Here is an 18,899-nt window from a genome sequence, read left to right on the forward strand (position 1 = left end):
AGCGTAGCTTCCCGTAGTGGATAGTGGAGCTATCCGATTGGGAGGAGACACGATGACAACCCTGCTCGGCCGGGTCTCGGCCTGGCACCGCCCGATGACGTGGACCGCCGGGATCATGGCCGGCATGACCGTCGTGTCGCTGGGCGGCCTCGCCCTCGACGACCGGGTCCTGCTCGGCGCGCCGATCTGGCTCAAGCCGCTCAAGTTCGCCGTCTCGATCGCGCTGTACTGCGTGACGTGGGCGTGGATGCTCACGCTCCTGCGGCGCGGGCAGCGGCTGGCCGCGCGCGTGTCGACCGCGATCGCCGTGATCGTGCTGGTCGAGTACGCGATCATCGTGCTGCAGGTGGTCCGCGGCCGGGCGAGCCACTTCAACGCCGCCACCGCGTTCGACGCCACGCTGTTCACGGTCATGGGCATCTCGATCGCGGCGCTGTGGACGGGCACACTCGTGCTCACGATCCTGTTGCTGCGCACCGAGATCACCGATGCGGCCGCCCGCTGGGCCATCCGGCTCGGCGCGGTCGTGTCGCTGGCCGGGCTCGGCCTCGGCGGGCTGATGATCGGCCCCACGGACGAGCAGCTGCGCTCGATGCGGGACGGCACGTTCGAAGGTCTCGTCGGCGCGCACAGCGTGGGCGTCGCCGACGGCGGGCCGGGCATGCCGCTCACCGGCTGGAGCACGACCGGCGGCGACCTGCGGATCCCGCACTTCGTCGGCATGCACGCGCTGCAGGTGCTGCCGCTGTTCGCGCTCCTGCTGGCCGTGCTGGCCCGCCGGGTGGCGCGCCTGCGGTCCGAGGCCGTGCGGGCGCGGCTGGTGGCGGTGGCCGGGTTCGGCTACGCGGGCCTGGTCGCGCTCGTGACGTGGCAGGCCCTGCGCGGGCAGCCGCTGATCCACCCCGACGCCCGGACCCTGGCCGCGCTCGCCGGGATCGTGGTCGCCGTGGCGGCCGGCGCGGCCTGGTCGCTGGCCGGCGGTTCCCGTCGTCCGGAAGTGAGCGTGGCATGAGCACGACGACCCTGTTCCAGATCACGTTCTACCTGGCCGCGCCGTTCTGGGCGCTGATGATCCTCGCGCCGGGGTGGTCGTTGACGCGTCGGATCATCGCGTCTCCGTGGATCGTCCTCCCGCCCCTGGTGGTCTACACCGTGTTCGCGGTCGGCGACTTCGGCACGCTGTGGTCGCTGGTGAGCAGGCCGGACCTGGAGACGCTGCGGGCGTTCCTGGGCACGCCGGACGGCGCGGCGGCGATCTGGGCGCACCTGATCGCCTTCGACCTGTTCATCGGCCGGTGGATGTACTCCGACGCGCGGGAGCGCGGCGTACCCCACGCAGTCCTGGCGCCGATCCTGGTGCTGACGATTCTGTTGTCGCCCTTCGGGTTACTGACCTACCTGGCGGTTCGCGCGGTCGCCGCCCGGCGTGCCACGATCGGCTCGTGGCACGTGTCGTCGCCGTCGACTGGTCCGGGCGAGCCGGCCCCGCACAGCGGCGGGTGATCTGGGTCGCCGAGGTGGCCGGCGGTGAGCTGGTGCGGCTGGAGAACGGGCGCAGCCGCGAGGAGGTCGTCGACTGGCTGATCGGGACCGCGACGCCCGATCTCGTGGTGGGGTTGGACTTCGCGTTCTCGCTGCCCGCCTGGTACCTGCGGGAACGCGGGCTGACCGCGCGCGGGTTGTGGGCCGCCCTCGCGGAGGAGTCGCTGACGCCCCTGATGCGGGAGCGCGGCCTGGCGCGGTGGCTCGCCGCGCCGGAGTGGCCGTTCTGGACCACCGGCAAGGCGGGACTGCTGCCGTCGCAGGAGTTCCGGCGCACCGAGGAAGCCGCGCGCGCCGCCGGGTTCCCGGCGAAGTCGGTGTTCCAGCTCGTCGGCGCGGGGCAGGTGGGTCGCGGGTCGCTGCACGGGATGCGGGCGCTGCACCGGCTGGCGGACGCCGGGTTCCGAGTCTGGCCGTTCGACCCGCCGCGGCCGCCGTTCGTGGCCGAGGTGTACCCGCGGATGTTCACCGGCGGCGTCACCAAGAGCGACCCGGCGGCCCGCGCCCGCGCCGTCGCCGGGCTTCCCCCGGCGTTCCGGGAGATCGCAGCGTCCACAGAGGACGCTTTCGACGCGGCGATGACGGCGCTCGGCATGGCGGCGGGCCGTCCGGGCGGCGCCGGGGACGAGCTGGAAGGCGGCATCTGGGGCTGCTAGCTTCGCGGGAGTGGCCACGTTCGCGGAGATCACCCGGCACCACGACCCCGACCCGGACGAGAACCCGTGGGTGCACGGCCCGCCCGCGCCGGCGCCCGTGCGGATCGTGCCGTACGACCCGGACTGGCCGCGCCGCTACCGGGACCTGGCGGCGGGGATCCGCACGGCGCTGGGCTCGGCGGCGCTGGACCTGGAGCACGTCGGCTCGACCTCCGTGGCCGGCCTCGCCGCGAAGGACGTCATCGACATCGACCTGACCGTCGCCGACCCGCGGGCGGAGCACACGTACGTGCCACCGCTGGAGCGGCTGGGGTACGTGCTGACGATCCGGGAGCCGTCCTTCCACGAGCACCGGTGCCTGACACTGGCCGAGCCGCGGGTGAACCTGCACGTGTACGGGCCGGACTGCCCGGAGGCCATCCGGCACCGCCTCTTCCGCGACTGGCTGCGCACGCACCCGGACGACCGCGAGCGCTACCAGAAGGCGAAGCTGGCCGCGGTCCCCGGCGGCGGCACCGTGATGGACTACAACGCCCGCAAGCAGCAGACGATCCGCGACATCTACGACCGGATGTTCCGCGCGGCCGGCATGCTCTAGGCGCGGGCCGTCCGCGGGAGCGGACAAGTGAGCCGGAGCAACCGCATTTCACCCGACCGGCGCGCCGCCGAAGCCGATCTCGTTGCCGTCCGCGTCGCGGTAGGTGATCTTGCGGACGCCGTTGTCGTAGGTCTCCCGCTGGGCCGGTTCCAGGCCCCGGTCGGCGATTCCGGCGACCACCGCGTCCAGGTCCTCCACGAAGATCGTGTGCTGGGCGTGGCCCGCGTGCGCCGGGCGGTGCTCGATGTAGACGTACCGGTGCTCCGCCAGCTCCCACACCGCCTCGACGTCGTTCGGCTCGAAGGCGATGGGGCCGAACAACCGCTCGTACCACTCGCGGGCGGCCGGGTAGTCGCTGACCGGGATGCCGGCGAAGAGATCCATCGGCCCAGCGTAAAACCGGGTGCGCGGCGGCGGCGCGGTGGTGTCTGATCGACGGTGTGGGGACCATGCTGGACGAGGCCGTGCGCGCGCTGCGGACTTGGCAGCACGACGCGGCGCCGGTGCAGCTGCATCCGGGCGACCTCGGCTGGTTCTGGCGCTTCGGCGCGCACGCGACAGCGGAGGCGGTCCGGACGTGGAGCCGGGACGGGCGGATCGTCGCGGTGGGGCTGCTGGACGAGCCCGGCCTGCTGCGCCTCACGGTCGCGCCGGACCTCCGCCGGGACGAGGAACTGGCGCGTCGGCTGGCCGACGACCTGACGCGGCCCGAGCGCGGCGTCCTGCCCGCGGGCGAAGTGTTCCTGGAAACGCCGCCGGGCGCGCTGGTCCGGGACCTGCTGCGGGGCGACGGCTGGCACGACGGCGACGCCTGGACACCGCTGGTCCGCGACCTCGCCGCGCCGGTCGGCGACCCGGGCCTGCGGATCGAGGTGACCGGGCCGGAGCGGGCGCACGTGCGCGCCGCCGTGCAACGGGCCGCCTTCGACGGATCGGCGTTCACCACTGAGCAATGGCGCGACATGGCGTCCGCGCCGTCGTACGCCGACGCGCGGTGCCTCGTCGGCCACGACCAGGACACCCCGGTGGCGGCGGTGACCGTGTGGTCCGCCGGTCCCGGCAGGCCCGGCCTGCTGGAACCGATGGGCGTGCACCGGGACCACCGCGGCTGCGGTCACGGCAGAGCCATCACCCTCGCCGCGGCGGCCGCGCTGCGCGAACTCGGCTCCTCGTGTGCGTTCGTTTGCACCCCGAGCACCAACGCCGCCGCCGTCGCCACCTACCGCTCCGCCGGGTTCCGGCCGCTCCCCGAGCGCCTCGACCTGCGCCGGGCCGCCTAGGCCCGGCGCAGCCCCCAGGCCACGAGGTCCGCCGCCAGCGACAGGAGTTCCGCCAGCCCCTCCTCGTCCTCACGCAGTTCGTCGGGGCGCCAGGCGAGGCTGATGACGCCGTTCCAGCTCGCCCAGAGCACCTTCGCGGCCTTGCGTGCGTCCAGCGGCCGGATCAGCCCGGCCGCGATGCCCCGTTCGATCGCGTCGATCATGCGCGCGTTCTGTTCGTCCACCCGGTGCGCGAGCCGGGCGGCGGTCTCGGCGGCGGCGGAGTAGTTCCCCAGCGGCGCGGGGAAGGCGAGCATCCGGAAGAACTCCGGCTGCTCGAGGTAGAAGCGCAGGTACTGCTCGGCGGCGGCTTCGAGCTGCTCGACCGGCGAGCGGTCCGGCGTGTAGGCGCGGTCCATGTACTCGCGGTCCACGTCCAGCGCCCGCTCCACGACCGCGGCGTGCAGGCCTGCCTTGGACCCGAAGTTGTTGTAGATCGAGCCGACCGCGACCCCGGCGCGCTCGGCGATCTCCTCGACCGTCGCCTCGTCGACCGGGCGGCGGGCGAAGACCTGTTCGGCCGCCGCGAGCAGGGCGTCGATCGTCCGCTGCTTCCGCGGATCGCGCGCCTTGACGTCCCCGGTGGTCATGCCGGACACCCTACGCGTTCCTGCATTCGTTGTAAGAACTCCCCGGGCCTGCTACCGTGAACCCGCTCTTGCAACGATTGCAAGAACAGGGAGGCAACCCATGTCCCAGCGCGCTGAGATGCAGTCAGTGCGGGTCGACGGCGCCCGGATCGCCTACGTGGATCTCGGTGACCCCGCCGCCGAGCCCGTCGTGCTGCTGCACGGCTATCCCGCGAACCACCGCGCCTGGCGCCACCAGATCCCGGCGCTCGCCGAGCACCACCGCGTCCTCGCCCTCGACTGGCTCGGCTGGGGCGTCTCGGAACGGCCGACCGATCTGCGGTTCGACTACGACACCGAGGTCGCCCGCCTCCGGCGCGTCCTGGACGCCCTCGGGATCGGCGACGGCAACCTGTTCGGCCACGACTACGGCGGCTTCCTCGCCCTCGGCTTCGCCCAGCGCCACCCCGAGCGCGTGCGGCGGCTCGCGATCCTCAACAGCCGCGCCCACCGCACCTTCGTGCCCGCCTGGTACGCCGTGTTCTCCCTGGTGGGCCTGCTCGGCCGCAGCCCGCTCGCGAACGCGTTCGCGAAAGTCCTGCCAGTGGCCGGAATCAACTACGCGGCCCTGCGGAAACCGGTGCGGGACGGCGTCTTCGACCGCGAGACCCTGGACGACTACCTCGGCTGGATGCGCGATCCCGAAGGCGCCCGCTGGGTGCTGCACTACTTCAGCCAGTACCGCGTGTCCGCCCGCGCCGACCTCGCCGCGGGGCTGGGCGGCATCCCGTGCCCCACGGCGATCGTGTGGGGCACCGGCGACGACTACCTGCGCACCACGATCGCCGAGGAGCTCGCCGCCGGGATCCCCCGCGCCGAACTCACCCTGATCCCGGGCGGCGGGCATTTCGTCATGGAGAAGGCGCCCGACGAGGTCCTCACCGCCCTGCGCCGGCTCCTGGCCCGCGAGCGCACCGGCGCCCAGGTCTCCAGCGAGTGACCCCTAGGGTTCAGGGCAGCACCGCGACCACGTCGCCGACCGCGCGCTCCCCCGCCGCGTCCGATGGCTTGTTCACCACCGCTCCGGCGACGACCATCGCGCTGGAGCCGCCGCCGTCGAGGTTCAGCGCGTCCACCGCGCCGAGCGACCGCATCAGCCGCGCGCCCTCCACCAGCGTCACGCCCTCGCTCACCCCGGGCTGCCGCCCGTCGACGGTCACCAGGAGCAGACGGCCACGCGCGTCGATGCCGGCCATCGTGCGCGGCTGGCGCTGCTGCGACCACGCGTAGCCGAACGACAGGTCCCGCGGGTCGAGCACGCCTTCGGTCGCGGCGTCGACCGCGAGCCGGCCGTCGCGGAGCAGCAGCGGCGCGGCGCTGACCACCGAGCGCGGCGTCACCGTGGGGAAGCCCGAGGCCTCCCGCACCCGCGAGTCCACCAGCAGCCGCTGTCCCACCACGGCGTGCGCGGCCAGCCAGTCCGCCGACGCCCCGATGCCCTGCACCGCGGACTGCCCGGGCAGCAGCACGCCGCCCCGCGCCCCCGCCGAGACCACCACGCCCGAGGCGTCGAGCACGACCTGCGTGCCCGCCCCGGCAGGCAGGGCCGCGCCGAACGCGTCGGTGAACAGCACCAGCTCGTCCGCGCTGGTGCAGGTGAAGTCCTGGCGCGGCGCGGTCGTCGGCACCGCGCCGGGCCGCCCGCAGTTGCGCAGCACGCCGGGCTTGCGGTTGACGCCCTCCACGGCGTGCGCGGCCCCGCCGGACCGGACGGTGACCGTGGAGGTCAGGTTCGCGATCCGCGCCGGCCCCGGTCCCAGCACGAGCGCCGCCCGCGATCCCGCCGACAGTGACTCCAGCCGCCCGTCATAGGCCGCCAGCCCGGCAGGCACGCCCTGGTACCCGTCGGCGTCGGAGGTCACGAAGAACCCGCCGTTGACCGCCACCAGCGCACCGAGTTTCGAGGCCAGGGTGGAGGTCTTCTCCCGCGTCGCGACCGTTTCGCCGTGGGAGGCCTCGACCGAACCCCGGAACGCCCGCGGGTCGACGACGGCGACGTGCACCCGCTCGGCGTCCGCGGCCTGGTCCACGTCGTAACCGGTCCAGGCCGCCGTCGCGGTCGGGAAGCCCGCCGCCCGCAGCGCCGTCACCGTCGTCTGCGCCTCGGCCTGCGTGGCGAACTTCCCGGTCCGCACCCGCACGCCCGCGACCCCGCGGGGCGTGTCGGTGTAGGACGGCCAGCGCACGACCTCCTGCCGGGCCGGGAATCCCGCTGCCGCAAGGCGATCCGCCATCGCCGAAGCCCACTCCGCGCTGCCCACGTCGGCGACCGTCGCGGCGCCCGTGAGCACGTTCGTCGCGGGCGCGGAGACGGTGACAGTCCAGTACGGCGCGGTCGGCCGCTGCAGCACGCCCGAGCGCACCTCGACGCCCGGCGCGACCGCGGTCGTGGTCCAGGCCAGGCCGTCCCCGTCCCAGCCGGGTTCGGGCGCGGCCTGCGCCGGGGCGGGCAGGGTCGCGGCGACGAGCGCCAGGCAGGCCGCGGCCTTGATCTTCAACGCGAGCACGCGGGGCAGTCCAGCCGCGCCACCCGACCGGCAGCCGACCGCGAGCCGTAGCGCGGGTGAACGTCAGCGGAAGGATCAGCGCGCCGGAGTTGTCACACCCGTGATGGCCAGGATCGCGAAGTCTTGGCGCGACCGCACGAGGGAGCCGGAAAGCCCCTGTCCGGCGCCTTGACAAGCGTTTCGCGGATGCCGGACGATCGCTTACCTACTCGCCAGTAGATTACGGCACCCGCCAACGACGCCCGGGAGACCAGCCATGCCCCGCCGACTCGCCGCGACCCTCGCCGCGGCCACCGCGACCGCCACCCTCGCCGCCGCACCCGCCGCCCACGCAGATTCCCTCGACTACGTGGCGCTGGGCGACTCCTACAGCGCCGCCTCCGGCGTGCAACCGTCCGATCCGGACGCTTCCCCGCTGTGCCTGCGCTCGAGCCGCAACTACCCGCACGTCCTCGCGGACGAGATCGGCGCGAACCTCACCGACGTCACCTGCGGCGCCGCCGAGACCAGGCACTTCACCGCCGCCCAGTACCCGGGCGTGCCCCCGCAGCTGGACGCCGTCGACGCGGGCGCCGATCTGATCACGATGACCATCGGCGGCAACGACAGCGGCGTGTTCATCGGCGCGCTGCTGGCCTGCGGCTCGACCGGCATCCTCGCCGGCGGCAAGGGCAGCCCCTGCAAGGACACCTTCGGGACCAGCTTCGAGGACACCGTGCGGAACAAGACCTACCCGGCGCTCGTGGAGGCGCTGCGAGCCGTTCGGGACAAGGCTCCCGAGGCCGAGGTCGCGATCCTCGGCTACCCGTGGATCCTGCCGGCGACCGGCGGCTGCTTCGACAAGATGCCCGTCGCGGAGGGCGATGTGGCGTACCTGCGCAGCCTCCAGGCCACGCTCAACGACGCGGTCGGCCGCGCCGCCGAAGAAACCGGCGTGACCTACGTGGACTTCTCCGTCGCCTCCGAAGGGCACGACGCGTGCCGGCCCGCGGGCGTCCGCTGGATCGAGCCCTTCCTGCAGGGCACCAACCCGGTGGTGGTGCACCCGAACGCCCTCGGCGAGGCCGAAATGGCCGCCGAGACGCTCGAGGCGCTCGGACTCGACTGACCCGCGATCCGGCCACCCGGGCGCGGGCCCGGGTGGCCGTGGCGGATCAGGTCCGGCGGGCGCGCAGGCGACGGCGCCTGCGCTCGTCGCCGGTGCGCTCCTCGTGGATCTCGGCCAGCGAGCGCAGCATCTCGCGTTCCCGGATCACCATCGGATCGCTGCGCAGGTCCCGGTACAGGGACACGCACAGCCCGATCATCACGACGACGAACGGCACCGCGACCAGGATGGTGAGGTTCTGCAGGCCGGTCAGCCCGTCCTCGCCGCCGACGAGCAGCATCACCGCCGCGACCGCACCGGTCAGCACACCCCAGAAGATCACCGCGTTGCGGTGCGGGTTGACCGATCCCTTCTGCGACAACGTGCCCATCACCACCGACGCGGCGTCCGCGCCGGAGACGAAGAAGATCGACACCAGGATCATCACCAGGATCGCCATGGGCACGAACCACGGCAGGTGCTCGAGCAGCGTGAAGGTGGCGGACTCGGAACTGCCCGCGCCCGCGATGTCCACACCGGACCGTTGCTTCTGGATCGCCGCGCCGCCGAAGATCGCGAACCAGACGAGGCTGACCACGCTCGGCACCGCGATGACGCCGAGGACGAATTGGCGGATGGTGCGGCCGCGGGAGATCCGGGCGATGAACATGCCGACGAACGGGGTCCAGGAGATCCACCAGGCCCAGTAGAAGACCGTCCAGCCGGACAGCCAGGTCTGCATCTCCGCGCCGCCGGTCACGCCGGAGCGACCGGACATCTCGGCCAGCTCGCGGAAGTAGTCGCCGATCGCGCTGGGCACCAGGTTCAGGATCAGCACCGTCGGGCCGACGACGAGCACGAACACCGCGAGCAGCGCGGCCAGCACCATGTTGATGTTGGACAGCCACTGGATGCCCTTGGCGATGCCGGAAACCGCCGAGGCGATGAACGCGACGGTGAGGATCGCGATGATGCCGACCAGCAGGCCGGTGCCCGGGCTGTCGATCCAGCCGACCGACGCCATGCCGCCGCCGACCTGCAGCGCGCCGAGGCCCAGCGAGGCGGCCGAACCGAACAGGGTCGCGAAGATCGCCATCACGTCGATCGCCTTGCCCAGCGGCCCTTCGGTGCGGGGCTTGCCGAGCAGCGGCGCGAACACCGAGCTGATCAGCTGGCTGCGGCCGCGGCGGAACGTGCTGTAGGCGATGGCGAGGCCGACGACCGCGTAGATCGCCCACGGGTGGACGGTCCAGTGGAACAGGGTCGTGGCCATCGCGGTGTGCACGGCCTCGTCGGAACCGGCGGCCGCGGTGCCCGGCGGCGGGCTGGCCAGATGCGACACCGGTTCGTACACGCCGAAGAACATCAGGCCGATGCCCATGCCGGCGCTGAACATCATCGCGATCCACGACGCGGTGCGGAACTCGGGCTTCTCGTCGTCCCGGCCCAGCCGGATGCGCCCGTAGCGGCTGACCGCCAGCGCGACGACGAAGACCACGAAACCGCTCGCGGCGAGGACGAACGCCCAGCCGCCGTACGGGATGACCGCGTCGTTGAGCACGGTGTCCGCGATGTTCGCCAGGCTGCTCGGCGAGGCGACCCCCCAGACGATGATCGCCAGCGCCAGTGCCGCGGCGACCCCGAACACCGTGCGGTCGGTACGCGGCGGGCCCGCCGCGTCGCCGACCGGAGGCACGTGCTCGTCCGGGAGGTGCCCGGCGATACCGGTCTCCTCGGGAACTCTTGCGCGGGCCTCGGTTTCAGAGTCAGCAGACATACGCACGCGCCGTCGCGAGGGGCGCGGCCTCCTTTCGCAAGCGGTAACCCGAACGGGTCAAACCTAAATCATTGGTCGACCTACCGTTACCGATGGGGAGGAAATGGGCAACCTCAAGGCCCGGTTTCCGGGTGCTCTTTGGCGGCACTACCTGCGGAATGGCAGGTTCGACACAGTTCGGACACGACCGGGGTGGGAACGATGTTCAAGAGCACGCGAATGTGATCAATATCACGTTGCGAACGGTCGCTGCGCCGGACGGGTGACGGAGGCGTCGATCAGCACCGTCCGGTGTTGCGCGCCGGGCCCTCCGCCCGACATCGTGAACAACCTGGGGGCCTCCAGGAGAGGAGGAGCCGTTGACGCGCGACAGTTCACCCGCCGCTGATCGAACCCGCAACGCCCTCTCCGGCACCGTGCACAACGCCCTGCAGTTCCGCGACGTCCAGGGCAGCGTCTACATCAACACCGACGCCGCCGCCACTCCGGAAGCGGCGTCACACGGCGGGTTGCACGTGATGGCCGTCGACGACGAACCGCACGGGCTCGACGAACTGGTGCACCTGCTCCAGGAGGACCACCGGATCGCCAAGGTCACGCCCTTCACCGACACCGTGGACGCCGTGCGTTACCTGGGGCGCCCCGACGATGACGAGCCACTGGACGGCGTGTTCCTCGATGTGCGGATGCCCGGACTCGACGGCCTCCACCTGGCTCGCCTGGTCTCCCGGTTCGCCGTCCGGCCGGGCGTCGTCCTGGTCACGGCGTACGAAAGCCACGCGGTCGACGCGTTCGACTTCGAAGCCGCGCACTACCTCCTGAAGCCGGTGGCGCGGGCGAAGGTGGCCCAGGCCGTCGACCGCCTGCTCAAGTGGCGGCCGTCCCGCTGACGGCGCGATCGGCCTTCAAGATCCCTCCGCCGCCACCCCGTCGATCTCCGCCATGTGCGTCTCCGCCCAGTCGCGTACCACCGCGAGCGCCGACTCCAGTGACAGGCCCAGGTCGGTGAGCCGGTAGTGCACGCTGGGCGGCACTGTCGGCTCCACGCGCCGCTCCGCGAGGCCGTCCCGCACGAGGCTCTGCAGCGTCGCGGACAGCATCTTCTGCGACACCCCGGGCATGCGCCGCCGGAGTTCGGCGAAGCGCACCTCGCCCGGGGCGGCCTCGGCGAGGACCTTCACCGCCATCGACGTCCACTTCGTGCCGATCCGGTCCAGCAGCCTGCGCGTCGGGCAGGCCGGGTCGAACAGGTCACCCCTGGACCCCTTGGTCACCTCGAACTCACCACCTGTGCGAGAAGTGCCGTCTTCCCGGCTCACCACCGGTTACCTACGTTGACGTGGTCACCAATGGTAACCAACACGAGGAGCACCATGCCCGTCGCCCTGAGCAGGGTCCGCACCAACGGCATCGAGACCACCGTCGCCACCGCGGGCAGCGGCCCCGCCGTCCTGCTGCTGCACGGCTTCCCCCACACCTGGCAGCTGTGGCGCGAGGTGCTGCCCACACTGGCGCGCACCCACCGCGTCATCGCCCCGGACCAGCGCTGGACCGGCAGCGACGCCACCGGCGGCTACGACGCCGGAACGCTCGCCGCCGATGCGCTGGGCATCCTGGACGCCCTCGGCGAACCGTCGGCGACCGTCGTGGGCATCGACGCCGGCACCCCGCCCGCGGCCCTGCTCGCCCTGCGGCACCCCGGCCGGGTCCGCCGCCTGGTCGTGATGGAGTCGCTGCTGGGCACGCTGCCCGGCGGCGAGGACTTCCTCGCGGCCGGGCCGCCGTGGTGGTTCGGGTTCCACGCGGTGCCCGGCCTCGCCGAGGAGGTCCTCGCCGGTCACGAAGCCGCCTTCCTGGACTTCTTCCTCGCCGCGGGCACCCGAGGGCGGGGCGTCCCGGCCGGCGTCCGGGACGCCTTCGTCTCCGCCTACACCGGCACCGCCGCCCTGCGCCGCGCCTTTTCCTTCTACCGGGAGCTGCCGCGCACCGCCGGGCAGCTCGAGGCGACGGTGCGCGAGCACCGCCTGACCGTCCCCACCCTGGCGGTCGGCGCGCACCCCGTCGGCGACGCGCTCGCCCGCCAGCTGCGGCCGGTCACCGACGACCTGACCAGCCGGCTCATCCCGGACTGCGGGCACATCATCCCGCTCGACCGGCCCGCCGAGCTGCTGTCAGTGCTGGAGCCCTTCTTGCGCGGGTGACGCCGGCGCCACCGCAGCCGCCTCGCGCTTGCCCGAGCCCAGCAGCAGGATCGCGCACAGGCCGAGCGCCGCGACGACCGCGAAGAAGTAGAAGCCCCACGGGTAGGCCACGCCGGCGGTCACCAGCGCGCCGGTCACGAACGGGCCGAGGATCGACCCCAGCCGTCCGATAGCCGACGTCATCCCGAGCGCGGTGCCCCGCGCCTGCGCCGGGAAGGCGTGCGCGACGTAGCCGTAGATCAGCACCTGCGCGGAGAACACGAACACGCCGGTCAGCAGCACCAACGCGTTGAGCACGAAGCTGTTGCCGATCTTCAGGCTCAGCAGCGCCAGCAGCACCGCACCGGCGCCGAACCAGATCCGCGCGATCGGCCGGATCCCGAACCGGTCGGCGATCGTCCCGGCGAGCACCAGCCCGATGACCGCGCCGATGTTGAGGACCAGCAGCAGGGTGATCGACGTGGACAGCGGGTAGCCCGCGGTGCGCATCAGCTGCGGCAGCCAGGTGTTCAGGCCGTACACCAGCAGCAGGCCCATGAACGAGCCCGTCCACACGGCGATGCTGATGCGCCGGAACTTCGGCCCGATCAGGTCGCGGACGCTGAACTTCTGCGCGTCCTGCTTCGCCTCCAGGTAGGCGGCCGACTCCGGCAGCTTCCACCACATGATCGGCACCACGAGCAGGCCGGCGATGCCGCCGCCGTAGAACAGCACGTGCCAGTTCTCCACCGCGGCCAGCGCGAGCAGCGAGGTGAGCACCGCGCCGACGTGGTAGCCGGTCATCGTGAAAGTGGAGGCGCTGGCCCGGCGCCGCGCGGGCAGGTTCTCCGACATCACGGTCAGCGCGACCGGCATGCACGCGCCGAGGCCCAGCCCGGCGACGAAGCGGAACACGCCGAAGGTGGCGACGTTCGGCGCCAGCGGCAGCACCAGCGTGAACACCGAGAACAGCAGCACCGAGCCGATGAGCATGATGCGCCGTCCGAAGCGGTCGGTCAGCGGGCCGAGCGCGGCGGCGCCGACCGCGACGCCGATCAGCGACACGGTGGCCACGGCGGTCGCGCCGGCCGCGGTGAACCCGAGGTGCCCGGTCTTGAGCAGGGTCGGGATCGTGGCGCCGAGCGCGACCAGGTCGTAACCCTCGAGCAGGACGGTCAGCCAGCACAGCACCGCCGTCCAGGCCGAGCGGGTGGGAGACGTCGTCATTGCCGTTCTCCTTGTGGGGTGTGGGGACTAGGGCGTGGTCAGTTCGGTGTCCACCTGGATCAGGCGGGGTCCGGCGGGCGTGGTCTTCAGCTGGGCGCGCAGGTCGTCCACATCGGACACCGTGGTGGCAGGCACGCCGTAGCCGGCGGCGATCGCGGCGAAGTCCAGGCCGGGGATCTCGGTGCCCGGCACGTCCGTGGTGCCCAGCAGGTCCGCGAACCAGCGCAGCGCGCCGTAGGTGCCGTTGCGCAGGATCACGAACGTCACCGGCACCCGGTACCTGGCCGCGGTCCACAGCGCGGTGATGCCGTAGTTCGCGGAGCCGTCGCCGATGACGCCGACCACCGGGCGGCCGGGCAGGCCCATGGCGACCCCGACCGCGGCGGGCATGCCGAACCCGAGGCCGCCTGCGGCGGGCCAGAAGTAGGAGCCGGGGCGGCGCAGGTCCATCTGCCGCCACCACGCCGAGTTGGTCGACGTGGACTCCACCACGTAGGCGGTGTCGGCGGGCTGGGTCTCGCGCAGCGCGGCGAACACCTGCTCCGGGTGCAGCGCCCGCTCCCCGGTGGCCGCCGCCGGGTTCGGCACGAACGCCGTCTCCCCCGGCTCCCGGGCGGGCAGCCGGGCGAGCAGGCCGTCCAGGACCGCGCCCGCGCTCGCGACGAGCGACTCCCCCATCGGCGCGCGGGCCGCCTCGCCCGGGTCGTCGGTGACCTGGACCAGCGTGGCCCCCTCGGGCAGGAACGGGCCGGGCACGTGCTGGTGGTAGCGGAACACCGGCGCGCCCAGCACGAGGACCAGGTCGTGGCCGTCGAGTTCGGCCGACACCGAGCCGATCCCGGCGGGCAGGACGCCGCGGAACAGCGGGTGCCGGTTGGGGAACGGCAGCCGGTGCGGCGACGGCGCCACCCACACCGGCAGGGCGCGGTGCTCGGCGAAGGCCACCGCGCGGTCGAAGAGCCCGAGTGCGTCGATGTCGCCGCCGAGCACCAGCACCGGGTTGCGTGCGGTGTCGAGCCGTCGCGCGAGGTCGTCGAGCTGGCCGTCGTCCGGCGACAGGCCGCGGCGGACCGTGCGGTCGAGGACCGGGTTGTCGTCGATCTCGGCGGCCCAGTCGTCGTAGGGCACCGACAGGTAGGTGGGGCGGCGCTGCAGTTCGGCCTCGAACACGGCATGCGCCAGCGAGCGCGGCACGTCGCCGGGGCAGCTGGGCTCACCGGACCAGCCGACCAGCGGGCGCATCAGCTGGGTGGCGTCGACGTTGGCGAGCATCGCCTCCAGCCCGATCGCCGAGCGGACCTGCTGGCCCGCGGTCAGGACCAGCGGCGATCGGGAGTAGACGGCGTTGGTGAGGGCGCCCATCGCGTTGCCGGAGCCGGCGGCGGCGTGCAGGTTGACCAGCACCGGGCGGCCGGTGGCCTGGGCGTACCCGTCGGCCATCCCGACCACGACGCCCTCGTGCAGGCCGAGGACGTAGGTGAAGCCGTCCGGCAGCCCGGCCAGGAACGGCAGCTCGTTCGAGCCGGGGTTGCCGAAGATCGTGGTGAGGCCACGGCGTTCCAGGAACTCGTGGGCGACCTTCCGGACTGTCGGCATGCGCGGTGTCCTCCTCGGCACTGGGGTTGCCCCGAGGGTGGCAGATCATCCGCCCGTGCTCCAATCAATGTTGCCGACGGCCCTCATAGACGGGATCGATGATGCGCGACTTCGACCTCAACCTCGTGCGGACGTTCGTGCTGCTCTACGAGACGCGCAGCGTCACCGCGACCGCGGAGTCGTTGCACGTCACACAGCCGACGGTGAGCTACAGCCTGCAGAAGCTGCGCCGTCGCTTCTCCGACGAGCTGTTCCGGCGCACCGGCGGCGGCCTGGCCCCGACGACGACCGCGCAGGCCCTGTACCCGTCGCTGCACCACGCGCTGGCCGAGATCGAGTCCACGCTCAGCGGCGCGCACACGTTCGACCCGGCGACGGCGCGCGCCCGGTTCACGCTGTGCCTGTCGGACCTCGGCGAGGTGTCGCTGCTCCCCCGGCTGATGGCGGCACTGCCGTCGCGGGCGCCCGGGGTCACGCTGACCGTGCGGCCGCTGGACGTGGACAGCGCGGTGGACCAGCTCGGCCGCGGCGAGATCGACGCGTTCGTGGCGTCCCCGCTGATCAGCTCGCAGCGGGTGGCGCGGATCCCGCTGTTCGCGGAGGGCTACGTCGGCATGGTGGCCGCCGGCCACCCCCGGCTGCGCGGCACCTCGGCGACGCTCGCCGACCTGACGCGGGAGCAGCACATCGCGGTGTTCGGTCCCACCGGGCACCACGGCCCGCGCCGGGCGCTGGAGGCGCGTGGCCTGCTGGACCGGGTGGTGCTGGAGGTGACGCGGTTTTCGACGCTGCCGTACCTGGTGCAGGACAGCGAACTGGTCGCGATGGTCCCGCGTCTGGTCGCGGACGTCTTCGCGGCCGACCACCGCGTGCGGCTGCTGGAGCTGCCGTTCGACATCGAGCCCGCACAGGTCTCGGTGTACGCGCGGCACGGCCACGCCCGCACCCCGGCGCAGCACTGGCTGACCGGGTTCATGCACGAGGTCCTGTCCGAACCGGCCATCCGGGAATCACTCCGGTCGTGACCGCGTTGCCCGCGGAAAGCGATCTTGACCGGAAGGACCCCGCGGATGCCGCTGACAGGTGAGTACGAGCCCGGCACGATGACGATGTCCCGCAACCAGGTCGAGCAGATCGAGAGCTCGGGCGGCACGCAGGGCGTCGCGATGCACGGGATGCGGGTGATCGTGCTGACGACGATCGGCCGGAAGTCCGGGAAGCTGCGCAAGGCGCCGCTGATGCGCGTCGAACACGACGGGGTCTACGCGGCCGTCGCGTCGCTGGGCGGGGCGCCGAAGAACCCGGTCTGGTACCTCAACGCCCTGGCCGACCCGCGGGTCGAGGTGCGCGACGGCGAGCAGGTGCTCGACATGATCGCGCGCGAGGCGGCGGGCGCGGAACGCGAAGTGTGGTGGCAGCGCGCGGTCGAGGTGTTCCCGCAGTACGCCAAGTACCAGGAGTCGACGGAACGGCGGATCCCGGTGCTGCTGCTGGAACCCGCGGCCGCGCCGCACTGACGACAACCGGCACCGGATCACGTGCCGAAGGCGGTCAGGAACCGGTCCCGGAACGCGCTCATCGGCCACACCGGCGCGTCCGGGGCCGGGCGGAGCCCGTCCTGCCAGCCCCATCCGGTGATGCGATCGAGCACAGCGGGATCGCGCGCCACCAGCGTCACCGGCACGTCGCGGCTCGCGCCCTCGCCGGTCACCGAGGTGTTCGGCTGGTGGTCGCCGAGGAACACCAGGACCAGGTTGTCGTCGCCGAAGGTCTCCACGTAGGAGATCAGCGCGGACAACGAATACTCGACGGCGTCGCCGTAGGCGGCCCGCACACGCGCCGGATCGGACCACACCTCGTCCACCGACGGACCGGTGTGCGTGAACGTCGAGCCGTCGCCGACGGCGCCCCAGTCCACCATCCTCGGCAGCGGCGCCCACGGCCAGTGGCTGGACACCAGGTCGAGCTCCGCCATCAACGGCGCGTGCCCGGGCGTCATCTCGTCGCGGTGGAACGCCGACAGCGTGAACTGGTCGGGCATCGCCGCGTAGGAGTAGTTCGGGCCGCGGTAACCGATGTTGCGCCCGTCGTAGAGCCGGCCGAACCGGTAGACCGCGCCCTCCGGCCAGTCCGCGCCGTTCTCCGGCTGCACGTTGACCGTGCGCCAGCCCGCCCGCGCGAACGCGCCGGACAGGGTCAGCCGGTCGCTGCCCACGAAGGTGCGGTAGCGCTGCTGGTTGTCCACCCACAGCCCGGACTCCATCGTGGAGTGCGCGAGCCAGCTGCCCCCGCCGCTGGTCGAGGACGTGAGGAACGCGCTACGTGCGATGAACCCGGCGGCCCGCAACCGGTCGGAGCCGGAGTCGAGCAACGCGGCCACCCCGGGGTCGTCCAGCGCGACCCGGCCGTAGCTCTCCACGAAGGTGAGCAGGAAGTCCTTGCCCCGCAACGAGGTCAGCAACCGCTCCGGCGGCGTGTCGCGGAAGGCGTCGGTGGCCATCTCGGCCGCGAACTCCTGCTGGTCGGCCAGATCCGAAGCGACGGCGCGCACCTCGCGGTAGGCCAGCGCCGCGGTCGTGCGGGACGCCAGCGGCAACCCGGTCAGCGCGGCCGCGATCCAGACGACCGCCAGCACAGCGACCACCCGCGCCGACACCGTGCGGTGGTCCGCGGCGAGCCGCGCCAGCCGCGTCGCCGCCCACGTCGTCAGCAGCACCAGCGCGACGGCGGCCAGCACCGCGCCGGCCACTGCGGCGACTCGCGCGAACCCGCCGAGCAGGCTCAGCGCCGGACCGGCGAAGCTCCAGTCGAACACCAGGCTGAACGGGCGGTCGAACGCGCGGTGGAACCCGATGTCGGCGATCTTGAACAGCACCAGCACCCCGAGAACCGCACCGGCCACGGCGGCCACGATCCGCCGTCCCCGCGGCGGCAGGACCAGCACCAGCGCGACGCCGGCCACCGCCTCCACCGGGATCCGCAGCAGCGTGGCGGGCCCGAACAGCGCCAGGTTGTTCGGCACGACCAGGGCGGCGACGACGAGCACGCACGCGAGCACGTCCGCCGCCACCCGGCGCGCGGTCACCGGTTCCGCCACAGCGTCCCCACATCCCGGCCGAACGACCACACCAGCGCCGCCAGCGCGCCCCCGGCCACGACCACCGCCGCGGGCCGGGGCAGCACCCCGGCGACCACCACGACCAGGGCGATGCCCTGCGCCGCCGCGACCGCCTTGCGCGCCAGGTTCGGCGCCAGCGACCCGCGCATCCACGGCGCGAGCCACCCGGCCACCACGAACGCGTAGCGCATCGCGCCGATGAGCAGCACCCACGGCCCCAGCGCGAGCGCGACCGGCACGCACAGCACGAGGATCAGGAACGCGTCCACCTCCATGTCGAACCGCGCGCCCAGCGGCGACACGGTCCCGGTGCGGCGGGCGACCCGGCCGTCGACCGCGTCCAGCGCGAGCGCGACCGCCGCCAGCACGACCAGCACCGGCCCGGACAGCCCGGCGGCGACCAGCGCGACGACGCCGCCGACGAGCGTCGCGCGGGCCAGCGTGACCCGGTCCGCGGGCCCCAGCACCTGCCGGCCGGACCGGCGCAGCGCGGCGCCGAGCAGGCCGAGCAACGCCGCGCCGTAGGCGGCGCCGGCGAGCCAGCCCAGCACGCCCAGGCCGAGGGTCATCGCGAGCACGTTCAGCAGCACGATCAGGCCGCACGCCGCCAGGGCCTGTTCCTGGCCGGCGGCAACCGTGCCACGCTGGGTCTGGACGATCATG

Annotated in this window: 20 protein-coding genes; 11 read left to right on the forward strand and 9 right to left on the reverse strand. The window is 72.9% G+C overall.

Annotation, left to right across the window (positions count from 1 at the left end):
- Positions 1 to 52: 52 nt before the first annotated feature.
- Genes ACCP09_RS37630 through ACCP09_RS37645 form a run of 4 tightly spaced genes read left to right on the forward strand, consistent with a single transcriptional unit; the run spans position 53 to position 2,796 of the window.
- Entirely contained in the window at positions 53 to 1,012 is a 960-nt protein-coding gene (locus tag ACCP09_RS37630) for a hypothetical protein (protein ID WP_433753722.1), read from the forward strand.
- On the forward strand, positions 1,009 to 1,503 hold the full coding sequence (locus tag ACCP09_RS37635; protein ID WP_433753723.1) for an ABA4-like family protein: 495 nt from the start codon (positions 1,009 to 1,011) through the stop codon (positions 1,501 to 1,503). Before ACCP09_RS37630 ends, ACCP09_RS37635 begins: the two co-directional genes overlap by 4 nt.
- The gene (locus tag ACCP09_RS37640) at positions 1,443 to 2,198 is read left to right on the forward strand and encodes a hypothetical protein (RefSeq protein ID WP_433753724.1); all 756 of its coding nucleotides are present in this window, start codon (positions 1,443 to 1,445) and stop codon (positions 2,196 to 2,198) included. Before ACCP09_RS37635 ends, ACCP09_RS37640 begins: the two co-directional genes overlap by 61 nt.
- A 10-nt stretch (positions 2,199 to 2,208) precedes the next feature.
- Positions 2,209 to 2,796: a GrpB family protein gene (locus ACCP09_RS37645; RefSeq protein WP_433753725.1), complete on the forward strand. Its 588-nt coding sequence runs from the start codon at positions 2,209 to 2,211 to the stop codon at positions 2,794 to 2,796.
- 48 nt (positions 2,797 to 2,844) lie between these two features.
- Here the strand turns inward: ACCP09_RS37645 and ACCP09_RS37650 are convergent, their stop codons facing one another.
- The gene (locus tag ACCP09_RS37650) at positions 2,845 to 3,180 is read right to left on the reverse strand and encodes a VOC family protein (RefSeq protein WP_433753729.1); all 336 of its coding nucleotides are present in this window, start codon (positions 3,178 to 3,180) and stop codon (positions 2,845 to 2,847) included.
- A 65-nt stretch (positions 3,181 to 3,245) separates the two neighbouring features.
- On the opposite strand from ACCP09_RS37650, the gene ACCP09_RS37655 reads away from it, so the two are divergent.
- Positions 3,246 to 4,076 carry a GNAT family N-acetyltransferase gene (locus ACCP09_RS37655; protein ID WP_433753843.1) on the forward strand — a complete coding sequence of 277 codons (831 nt, stop codon included), beginning with the start codon at positions 3,246 to 3,248 and terminating at the stop codon, positions 4,074 to 4,076.
- On the opposite strand, the gene ACCP09_RS37660 is transcribed toward ACCP09_RS37655, so the two are convergent.
- Complete coding sequence (locus ACCP09_RS37660) at positions 4,073 to 4,705, reverse strand: TetR/AcrR family transcriptional regulator (RefSeq protein WP_378334310.1); 633 nt, start codon at positions 4,703 to 4,705, stop codon at positions 4,073 to 4,075. The genes ACCP09_RS37655 and ACCP09_RS37660 overlap by 4 nt on opposite strands.
- 100 nt (positions 4,706 to 4,805) lie before the next feature.
- Here ACCP09_RS37660 and ACCP09_RS37665 point away from each other — a divergent pair, with 100 nt between their 5' ends.
- Positions 4,806 to 5,684, forward strand: a complete 879-nt coding sequence (locus ACCP09_RS37665; RefSeq protein WP_433753731.1) for an alpha/beta fold hydrolase — start codon at positions 4,806 to 4,808, stop codon at positions 5,682 to 5,684.
- Positions 5,685 to 5,694: 10 nt separating this feature from the next.
- On the opposite strand, the gene ACCP09_RS37670 is transcribed toward ACCP09_RS37665, so the two are convergent.
- Positions 5,695 to 7,251 (reverse strand): phosphodiester glycosidase family protein, encoded by a 1,557-nt coding sequence (locus ACCP09_RS37670; RefSeq protein WP_433753733.1) that lies wholly within the window; start codon positions 7,249 to 7,251, stop codon positions 5,695 to 5,697.
- Positions 7,252 to 7,507: 256 nt separating this feature from the next.
- On the opposite strand from ACCP09_RS37670, the gene ACCP09_RS37675 reads away from it, so the two are divergent.
- Positions 7,508 to 8,359, forward strand: coding sequence for an SGNH/GDSL hydrolase family protein (locus ACCP09_RS37675; protein ID WP_378334307.1), 852 nt, complete (start codon positions 7,508 to 7,510; stop codon positions 8,357 to 8,359).
- Between the two features lie 46 nt (positions 8,360 to 8,405).
- Here the strand turns inward: ACCP09_RS37675 and ACCP09_RS37680 are convergent, their stop codons facing one another.
- On the reverse strand, positions 8,406 to 10,115 hold the full coding sequence (locus ACCP09_RS37680; protein WP_433753735.1) for a BCCT family transporter: 1,710 nt from the start codon (positions 10,113 to 10,115) through the stop codon (positions 8,406 to 8,408).
- Between the two features lie 359 nt (positions 10,116 to 10,474).
- On the opposite strand from ACCP09_RS37680, the gene ACCP09_RS37685 reads away from it, so the two are divergent.
- Complete coding sequence (locus ACCP09_RS37685; RefSeq protein ID WP_433753737.1) at positions 10,475 to 11,005, forward strand: LytR/AlgR family response regulator transcription factor; 531 nt, start codon at positions 10,475 to 10,477, stop codon at positions 11,003 to 11,005.
- A 15-nt stretch (positions 11,006 to 11,020) separates the two neighbouring features.
- Here the strand turns inward: ACCP09_RS37685 and ACCP09_RS37690 are convergent, their stop codons facing one another.
- Positions 11,021 to 11,389: a winged helix-turn-helix transcriptional regulator gene (locus tag ACCP09_RS37690; RefSeq protein ID WP_433753739.1), complete on the reverse strand. Its 369-nt coding sequence runs from the start codon at positions 11,387 to 11,389 to the stop codon at positions 11,021 to 11,023.
- Positions 11,390 to 11,488: 99 nt separating this feature from the next.
- Between ACCP09_RS37690 and ACCP09_RS37695 the strand changes: the two genes are divergently transcribed.
- Positions 11,489 to 12,316 carry an alpha/beta fold hydrolase gene (locus tag ACCP09_RS37695; RefSeq protein ID WP_433753741.1) on the forward strand — a complete coding sequence of 276 codons (828 nt, stop codon included), beginning with the start codon at positions 11,489 to 11,491 and terminating at the stop codon, positions 12,314 to 12,316.
- Here ACCP09_RS37695 and ACCP09_RS37700 read toward each other — a convergent pair.
- Positions 12,287 to 13,522, reverse strand: coding sequence for an MFS transporter (locus ACCP09_RS37700; protein ID WP_027929618.1), 1,236 nt, complete (start codon positions 13,520 to 13,522; stop codon positions 12,287 to 12,289). The genes ACCP09_RS37695 and ACCP09_RS37700 overlap by 30 nt on opposite strands.
- 27 nt (positions 13,523 to 13,549) lie before the next feature.
- Positions 13,550 to 15,118 (reverse strand): benzoylformate decarboxylase, encoded by a 1,569-nt coding sequence (gene mdlC / locus ACCP09_RS37705; protein ID WP_433753743.1) that lies wholly within the window; start codon positions 15,116 to 15,118, stop codon positions 13,550 to 13,552.
- A 98-nt stretch (positions 15,119 to 15,216) separates the two neighbouring features.
- Between mdlC and ACCP09_RS37710 the strand changes: the two genes are divergently transcribed.
- A complete protein-coding gene (locus ACCP09_RS37710) occupies positions 15,217 to 16,143 on the forward strand; it encodes a LysR family transcriptional regulator (RefSeq protein WP_228684612.1) in 927 nt (308 codons plus the stop codon).
- 45 nt (positions 16,144 to 16,188) lie between these two features.
- Positions 16,189 to 16,635, forward strand: coding sequence for a nitroreductase family deazaflavin-dependent oxidoreductase (locus ACCP09_RS37715; protein WP_027929615.1), 447 nt, complete (start codon positions 16,189 to 16,191; stop codon positions 16,633 to 16,635).
- Positions 16,636 to 16,652: 17 nt separating this feature from the next.
- Here ACCP09_RS37715 and ACCP09_RS37720 read toward each other — a convergent pair whose 3' ends face one another.
- Together ACCP09_RS37720 and ACCP09_RS37725 are read right to left on the reverse strand one after the other, a co-directional pair.
- A complete protein-coding gene (locus ACCP09_RS37720) occupies positions 16,653 to 18,215 on the reverse strand; it encodes a sulfatase (protein WP_433753746.1) in 1,563 nt (520 codons plus the stop codon).
- Positions 18,200 to 18,898, reverse strand: coding sequence for a CDP-alcohol phosphatidyltransferase family protein (locus ACCP09_RS37725; protein WP_433753748.1), 699 nt, complete (start codon positions 18,896 to 18,898; stop codon positions 18,200 to 18,202). Before ACCP09_RS37725 ends, ACCP09_RS37720 begins: the two co-directional genes overlap by 16 nt.
- Position 18,899 lies beyond the last annotated feature (1 nt).

This window comes from Amycolatopsis sp. 3B14, from assembly GCF_050958625.1.
GTDB lineage: Bacteria > Actinomycetota > Actinomycetes > Mycobacteriales > Pseudonocardiaceae > Amycolatopsis_E > Amycolatopsis_E thermoflava.